1 pseudogene is annotated in these 1,142 nt (G+C 40.4%); it reads left to right on the top strand.

From position 1 onward, the window contains the following. Positions 1-1,142 (top strand): annotated as a pseudogene (locus FC90_RS09335) (hypothetical protein); the annotation flags it as partial.

Here is a 1,142-nt window from a genome sequence, read left to right as displayed (position 1 = left end):
CCAGAATTAAAAGTTTATAGCTTTTTAGACACTGATAATTTTTCAGTTCCTGAGATTAAGGGCGATCCAGTTATTACCGATACGGTTAAATCAACCGATACCGATAATCTGAATGGAAAAGGTACAGATGCCGCAATGTTTTCTTCCGGAATGGATTATTACTTTGATAAGGGCAGCGCCCTTCAGGTTGATAATCTGATTGCCGGAAACAGCTCGCAATCAGTTGATGCAACGGATGGTAGTGTTATCGATTATCAATTACGCTTAACCAACACATCTGATAATGAATTAAATCAAATGATTTTAATGGATACATTGCCAAGTGTTAATGATCTTTCAATCACGACTAATGAGAGTCGTGGTTCTGAATTTGACATGACCTTAGCCGGTCCAATTCAATTACCGAAAGAATGGCAGAATAAGGTTAACATTAGTTACGCGACGACTAAAAATCCTAAAAAAGCTGGAATTTTAGATGCTAATACAATCTATCCAAGTTCTGCACAAAAATTACAGGATGCACCGAATGCAGAAGATGCTAAATGGGTCAGCGCTGATCAAGTTAAAGATTGGTCGACAATTCATACGTTTAAATTAACCCTTAAGCGCGGTCAAAAATGGGTTAGTGGCGATGATATGTTGATTCAGTTCAGTTTAAATGTCCCGACTAACGGTGTTGAAAAAGAACAAAAGGCATATAATTCCTTTGCCTTTGCAGCAAATGGTTCTCAAGTGATTGAACCTTATCGGACGGAAGTTCGTAAGATCAAGCCAACGCTGACGATGCCAACAAAACCAATTGCACCAAAAGAGATACCAACGCTACCAATTGCACCAAAACCAATGCCAACGCTACCAATTGTACCAAAAGAGATGCCAACAAAGCCGGTTGTACCAAAATCAACCGCACCAACTAAACCGTCAACACCAAATCCGGCAGCACCCAAAGCAACGGCTCCAAGTGTAAATGCAACCAACGGTGGCAAGAAAAATGAGCGTAATGGCGCTTATACTGCGGCAGCGCATCAAAAAGCTAACCGTAGTAAGCTACCACAAACCGGGGTCAGAGTTCTTGGTTATACAGGCTTGATTGGCGTGATCTTAATTGGTTTGGTAGTTACGACTAAGTATTATTTGAAAAA

The organism is Latilactobacillus graminis DSM 20719, from assembly GCF_001436415.1.
GTDB lineage: Bacteria > Bacillota > Bacilli > Lactobacillales > Lactobacillaceae > Latilactobacillus > Latilactobacillus graminis.
Note: the sequence above shows the minus strand (reverse complement) of the source record. Positions and strands in the feature narration are given on the sequence as shown.